Genomic DNA, 6,000 nt, shown 5'->3' with positions numbered 1-6,000 from the left:
CGACTTGGCTTTGCTACTGCGATCCGGGCCTAAGTCCCGAACCACACGAGCCGCCGCCCACATGTCCCTTCATCAATCAACAATGTCAAAGAACCAGCCGACTGAAAACCGGACAGTGACGGCTCCCCGAATTGGCATCCGGGGGACTGACTGCCCGCTTATGTTGGCGACCGGCGTTTTGCTGGGCTTATGTGGCCAGCGCCTCGTCGGTGGAGGCGCATATATGGACGGCTTCCGGACCCGTCAAACGCTTTTTGCAATTTTATTTCAGAAATTTTTGGGGGTTGGGTTCTAGACGGGAGAGGGTGAAGGGTCGCCACGGAAGGAATCGGGGCAATATGGGTTTTCAGGACGCCGACGCGGATGACGCAGGATTTGGCGCAAGGATTAGGAGCGCCGTCTTCTGGCGTTCGGGCAGCCAGATCCTGTCTCAGGTGATGAGCTGGGTAGTGACGCTGGTCGTCATCCGCCTGCTCGATCCGGCGGATTACGGCCTGTTCGCAATGACCCAGGTGATCCTGAATTTCGCGACCTTTCTCAACGGCTATGGGCTTGTCAGCGCGCTGGTCCAGTCCGATTCGGTCACGCCCCATCGCCTGCGCCAGGCGTTCAGCATCATGTTGTTGCTGAATGGCGCCCTTGCCCTGATGCAATTGCTGATCGCACCGGTCGCGGCCGACTATTACGACCAGCCCCTGGTGGCCGACCTGCTGCGGGTGCAGGCGCTGCTCTATCTGTCGACGCCTTTCCTGTCGGTTCCCGAGGCGATCATGGGACGGGCGCTTGATTTCAAGCGTCCGGCGCTGGTCAACCTGATCGCCGCCATCGCCTCGGCCGCCGTCGCCCTGACCGGAGCGATGCTGGGCTGGGGCGTATGGACGCTGGTCTTCGCGCCGATCGCGGGTTTTTGGGTCAAGGCGGCCGGCTATGTGATCGCCACCGGCTTTCGCCCGATCCCCACCCTGGATTTTCGCGGCACGGGCGGCATGGTGGCCTATGGCGCGTCGTTGCTGGGCGGGCAACTATTCTGGATCGTGCAGAGTCAGGCGGACATCTTCATCGGCGGACGGATGCTCGACCCCCATGCCCTGGGGCTCTATGCCGAAGCGCTGTTCCTGACCCAGATTTTCGTCAGCAAATTCATCCCTCCGCTCAACGACGTCGCCTTTCCCGCCTATGCACGGATGCAGAAGGATGTGTCGCGGGTGGCATGGTCCTTCTGCAAGGCGGTGAAGCTGCTGCTGTTGCTGTCTTGTCCGGTCTATTTCGGGATGGCCGTCACCGCCGGACCGCTGGTGGAAACCCTGTTCGGGGAAAAATGGGCGGACATGGCGCCATTCGTCGCGATTCTCGCGCTGGCGATGCCGTTCATGACATTGCAGGTGATGTTCGCGCCGGTCAGCAACGCGCTCGGCCGGCCCGGCACCACTGCGCAAGTCGCGGCGGTTGGCGCGGTGCTGATGCCCGCGGCATTCCTGATCGGCATTCAATTCGGCGCCGTCGGCCTCGCCTGGGCCTGGCTGATCGCCTTCCCCGTGCTGACCGCCGTCACGGCGCGACTGGCGGGAGGACCGATGGGCCTGCAGGCGAGGGACCTGATCCGCGCAGCCGCACCGGGCGTGATCTGTTCCGCTCTGATGGCCGGCGTCGTCATGGCGATCGACGCCTTGCTTCCGCCCCTCGCCGCGCCCGTCCGGCTGGGCGTTCTGGTGCCGGCGGGCGGTCTGGCCTTCCTCGCCGCGCTTTTTCTATGCGCGCGGTCGACGCTGATGGACCTGATCGCGCTGGTCGTGCGGCGGCGGGCACCGGCTCCGGCGCCAGCCTGACGCACGGCATCAGGCGGTCTGGATATAGTCGCGCAGCGCCGCCGCCTCGGATTCGATACGGTCGATACGGAATTTGACCAGATCGCCGATCGAGATCAGTCCGACCAGTTCGCCGTCGACCACGACCGGCAGGTGACGGATGCGCCGCTTCGTCATGAGCGAAAGGCCATGAATGACCGGCGTCTGATCGTCGATGGTTATGGCGGGAGAGGTCATCACGTCGCCGACCGTCAGGTCGAGCGCAGACGCGCCATCCTTTGCCACGCGATAGACCAGGTCACGTTCGGACAAAATGCCGACGACTTGCCCGTCATCGACCACGGGCACGCAACCGATGCGTTTATCGGCAAGCAGTTGCACCGCGGAAAGCAGGCTGTCGGTTGAGCGCACCTGAATGACGTTGCGGCCCTTGCCCTGCAAAATCGTTGCGACGGTCATGCCAACTCTCCTTTTCGCCTGACTTTCTCTTTCGAGTGCTTGATGATCCCACTTTCGCACCCCAAAGAAAAGGGATGACACGCAGACAGGCACTGGACGATCCGCAAATCGCGGCCACGGCATGGGGCCGGTTCCGTCGCATGATGGGGTGGATGGCGCTGGGCGGCCTGCTGTGCGTGGGCGCAGCGCTGCTGTTTCTTTACTGGTGGGCAGGCATGCTGCCGCTGCATATGGCCATCGCCACGGTTTTGGGCGTATGGCTGACCTTCATGTTGGGAACCGGCCTCATGGCGCTGGCCTTTCTGTCCCACGGAACCGGCCATGACGATCAGGTGATGGACAGGCTGAAGGACGAGGTACCGATCGATGACTGATGAACGGGGCGAGGTCATTCTGCGGGTCATGCCGCGACCGGCCGACATCAACAGCAATGGCCATATCTTCGGCGGCTGGGTTTTGAGCCAGATGGACATAGCCGGCGGCATCGTCGCCAACCGCATCGCGCAGGGCGCGGTGGCCACGGTGGCGATCGAGGGAATGAAGTTCATCACGCCGATCCTGCTCGGCGACCTGGTATCCGTCTACGCGCGCGAGGAACGACGCGGCCGCACGTCGATCGCCGTAAAGGTGGACGTGGTGGCGACGCGAGGCCCCGCGCAGGACCAGATTGAACTCACCAGCGGCGTCTATACCTTCGTCGCGCTGGATGCCGATCACCGGCCCCGTCCCCTGCCCTGACCCGCCATTACCGGGGCATCAACGGGGCAACATCTCGGCGTAACTATAGTCTGCCCAGCCATTGGCCGGCACGACCGTCCGCCAGATCCATGCGCCGCCCCGCCGTTCCAGGTCCTGCGGCCGGGGGGTGATGTCGTGCCCGATGGTGACTTCCGCGGTCACCGCGAAGGGACGGGCATTGGCGATCCTTATCGTCCAGTCACGCCGCTTTTCCGAAGCCGCCGTCTGGCGGACAGTCAGGCGAATGTCGCTGCTTTCCGAGATGTCGTAGTCGATACGCTCGTCGACCGCCTTGTCGCCGACGTCCGCCTCTCCGGCCAGCAGCCGCAAGCCGCCCACATGTTCGAACACCGCCACCCGGCCGGACGGCATCGGCAGGCCAAGGCCGTCGGCCTTTCTATTCCGGAGCCTGAGACGCAGGGTCATCGGCCGCGATTGGCCGCTTCCGTCGCGATAGTCGATGGTCGCGGCATAAAGGCGTTCGACCCGCACGTCGTCCTGGCGCAGCAAAGCGACCTGTTTCTGGCTGTTGGCAGAGACGTCAACGGCAACGGGAACGCGATAATATTTGAGGTCGCCGACATCCTCCGCCGGCGGCGGAGGAGGAGGAGGCGGCGGCGCGGCCATCGCCACGGGCACGGCGTCCGACCTGCGATACGCCGTCACCATGATCTCCTGCGCCTCCTCCATGACGGGTGGGGGCATCTGCACGGGAAAGAGCGCCCAGCCCGGATGTGTGCTGGTGACGTCCATCGGCCAGCAGGTCAGCAGCAACGCTCCCCCCGTCGGGCGGGGCTGCGGCGCACGCGCGGCTTTGTTTGGCTGGCCGGCGATAACCCCAAGCCGGGCGCCGGGAAAGCCGGTAACCCCGCCATTGGCGACGGTCAGCCAGGCCATGAGATTCAATGTGCCGCCATCGGAATTCATATCGGCGACATAATTGGCAGCCCAGTCGAATCCTTCGGCCAGATAGGTCAGTTGCAGCGTGGCGCGGGTCGCGCGATCGCTCGTCGCGATCACGGACAGCGTCGGACGCGGTGACAGGTCAGCGGGAACATCGCGGTAAAGCATCCTTTCGGGCAAACCGCTGCACCCCAGCGCCTCGTAGCCGCGCGGCGTCCGGAGGATGACGCCGCCGCTCGGGCCGGCAGTGATGACGGCTTCCTCTTCCGTGACCTTGCCGGACTTGCGGTCGGTGCGGCGGACGGTCACGCGGCGCCTGAGATAGGCATCGACCAGACCGGCCGGAGACAGCAACCGCGCGTCGCGATTCTTCTCCTTCACCCCTTGAGGCATACCCGACAGCACTGCCGTTTCGGGCATCAGCCCCTCCGCCACACCCTCGAACCGGACCACCGTTTCGCCGGGCGGCAGGTCGACGGTGCGCGTTTCGGCTACGAGCGCATACCCACCCGGCCAGTCGCGATCGATCGCGCCCCTGGCCCGGCCAGGCTGGCGATAGACGGTAACGGACACGGACTCCGCCCGGTCCGATATGATTGTTCCGGCATTGGCGGGCGCGATGCAGCACCACAGGAAAGCGATGAGGGTCAGGAGGCGCCGCGACACAGGCTTGGTCCGTTCAGTACCGCGAATCGAACGTGACGCTGAGTTCCGCCGAGCCATTGGCGGGGACAGGAACGCTCCATTCCATCCGGTCGGCGGAAACCCGGCGGCCATCGATGCTCTGGGCGGAAACCCGGGTATCGCCCCAGAGCCCCTGCTGGGCGAGATCGACGGTCACCGGTTCCGCCCGCGCATTGGTGAGCGTGTACCGCATTTTCGTTTCCCAGCGCGATCCGCTTCGGCGGGTCCGCTGCTCGACGGTCGGGCGCACCTTGACGTCAAATGCGTCACCCGTGCGCAGCGCCATGGAAGACCCCATGGGCGTATGGTCAATGCTGTTTTCGCCGATGAATTGCGGATCGCCCCGGGCATCGCGCATATAGACGCGGATCGTGCCCGCTGGCAGCTGGTCTCCCAGACCGCCCTGTCTGGAGGTCGAGAATTTGAGCACGCTCGACGCGCTCATCGGTTCGGTCGCGCTGCCCATCCACGGATTGACATATTCGTAGGTCGCGCGCGCGGGAGCGCCCTTCACATCCAGAAAGCTGACTTGCTTCTGCTGCGCGTTGGCGATCGTGGTGCGCGCCCCGAGCGGATAGAGATAATAGTCGCCCAGCCGTTCGCGCGGGCCACTCTCCGTCCCCGCCTGATCGATCGCGCCGCTCGACGATTGCCACCAGTTGCTGCGGCGGCCGCCATTGGCCGGGTTTCCGGCCACCAGAATGGTGCGCGCATTGGTGAAGGTGGTTCCCGTGTTGTTGGTCAGCGTGACCCATCCCTGCATGTCCATCGCCCCTTTGGAGGCATCGAACAGGGCGACATAGTCGGCCGTCCAGCCCAAGTTGGGGGTCAGATAGGACAGGCGGGCAGGCACCATGCCGCCCTGCGCCGCCTCGACCGTCACCGACAGCGTAGGTCGGGCGCGCAGATTGGGCGGCACGCGGTCGAACACGACCCGTACCGGCAAGCCGTCGTCGCGCAGCACTTCGATCCGGTTGCCGATCTGCAACACGATGCCGCCATTGGCCGCCAGCACCTTCGCCCGCTCGCGCGTTTCGGTGCCCGTCGCCGGGTTGGTGCGCACCAGCGTCACCTCCTGCCCCACCGCCTTGTCCATCAGCTTGTCGGGCGACAGCAGGTCGTAGTCGAAATTCTGTTCGACTATGGACAGCCCCGGCCCCGAAAGGTTGACGGTTTCGGGTCGGATGCGCGCGGACACATCGGGAAATTCGATGCGATTGCGCCCGGCATTGACGGTCAGTTGCCGATCGTCCTGCACCAGCGACTGGCCGCTATTATAGATGGTGACCGCGACATCCCCCTGCGCGGTGGCGCCGTTGGGATCCGCAGTATCCTGTGCCGGCGCCGCAATGGGCAGGGCAATCAGCGTCAACGGCAGCAGGCGGGCGATGGTCGTCATGTCTCTCTCCAC

Annotated in this window: 6 protein-coding genes; 3 read left to right on the top strand and 3 right to left on the bottom strand. The window is 64.7% G+C overall.

The window, feature by feature from the left end; genetic code table 11:
- The first annotated feature begins 338 nt into the window (after positions 1-338).
- Positions 339-1,826 (top strand): lipopolysaccharide biosynthesis protein, encoded by a 1,488-nt coding sequence (locus J3E64_RS09185; RefSeq protein ID WP_253342305.1) that lies wholly within the window; start codon positions 339-341, stop codon positions 1,824-1,826.
- A 9-nt stretch (positions 1,827-1,835) separates the two neighbouring features.
- Here J3E64_RS09185 and J3E64_RS09180 read toward each other — a convergent pair whose 3' ends face one another.
- Complete coding sequence (locus J3E64_RS09180; protein WP_253342303.1) at positions 1,836-2,264, bottom strand: CBS domain-containing protein; 429 nt, start codon at positions 2,262-2,264, stop codon at positions 1,836-1,838.
- 74 nt (positions 2,265-2,338) lie between these two features.
- Between J3E64_RS09180 and J3E64_RS09175 the strand changes: the two genes are divergently transcribed.
- Together J3E64_RS09175 and J3E64_RS09170 are read left to right on the top strand one after the other, a co-directional pair.
- A complete protein-coding gene (locus J3E64_RS09175) occupies positions 2,339-2,638 on the top strand; it encodes a hypothetical protein (RefSeq protein WP_253342301.1) in 300 nt (99 codons plus the stop codon).
- Positions 2,631-3,002, top strand: a complete 372-nt coding sequence (locus J3E64_RS09170; protein WP_253342299.1) for an acyl-CoA thioesterase — start codon at positions 2,631-2,633, stop codon at positions 3,000-3,002. Before J3E64_RS09175 ends, J3E64_RS09170 begins: the two co-directional genes overlap by 8 nt.
- Before the next feature lie 18 nt (positions 3,003-3,020).
- Here J3E64_RS09170 and J3E64_RS09165 read toward each other — a convergent pair whose 3' ends face one another.
- Positions 3,021-4,628 carry a DUF4139 domain-containing protein gene (locus J3E64_RS09165; protein WP_253342297.1) on the bottom strand — a complete coding sequence of 536 codons (1,608 nt, stop codon included), beginning with the start codon at positions 4,626-4,628 and terminating at the stop codon, positions 3,021-3,023.
- Positions 4,585-5,988, bottom strand: coding sequence for a DUF4139 domain-containing protein (locus tag J3E64_RS09160; RefSeq protein ID WP_253342295.1), 1,404 nt, complete (start codon positions 5,986-5,988; stop codon positions 4,585-4,587). Before J3E64_RS09160 ends, J3E64_RS09165 begins: the two co-directional genes overlap by 44 nt.
- Positions 5,989-6,000 lie beyond the last annotated feature (12 nt).

It is taken from the genome of Sphingobium sp. OAS761 (assembly GCF_024168485.1).
GTDB lineage: Bacteria > Pseudomonadota > Alphaproteobacteria > Sphingomonadales > Sphingomonadaceae > Sphingobium.
The sequence above is the reverse complement of the archived record's forward strand: the minus strand, read 5'-3'. Positions and strand labels throughout refer to the sequence as shown.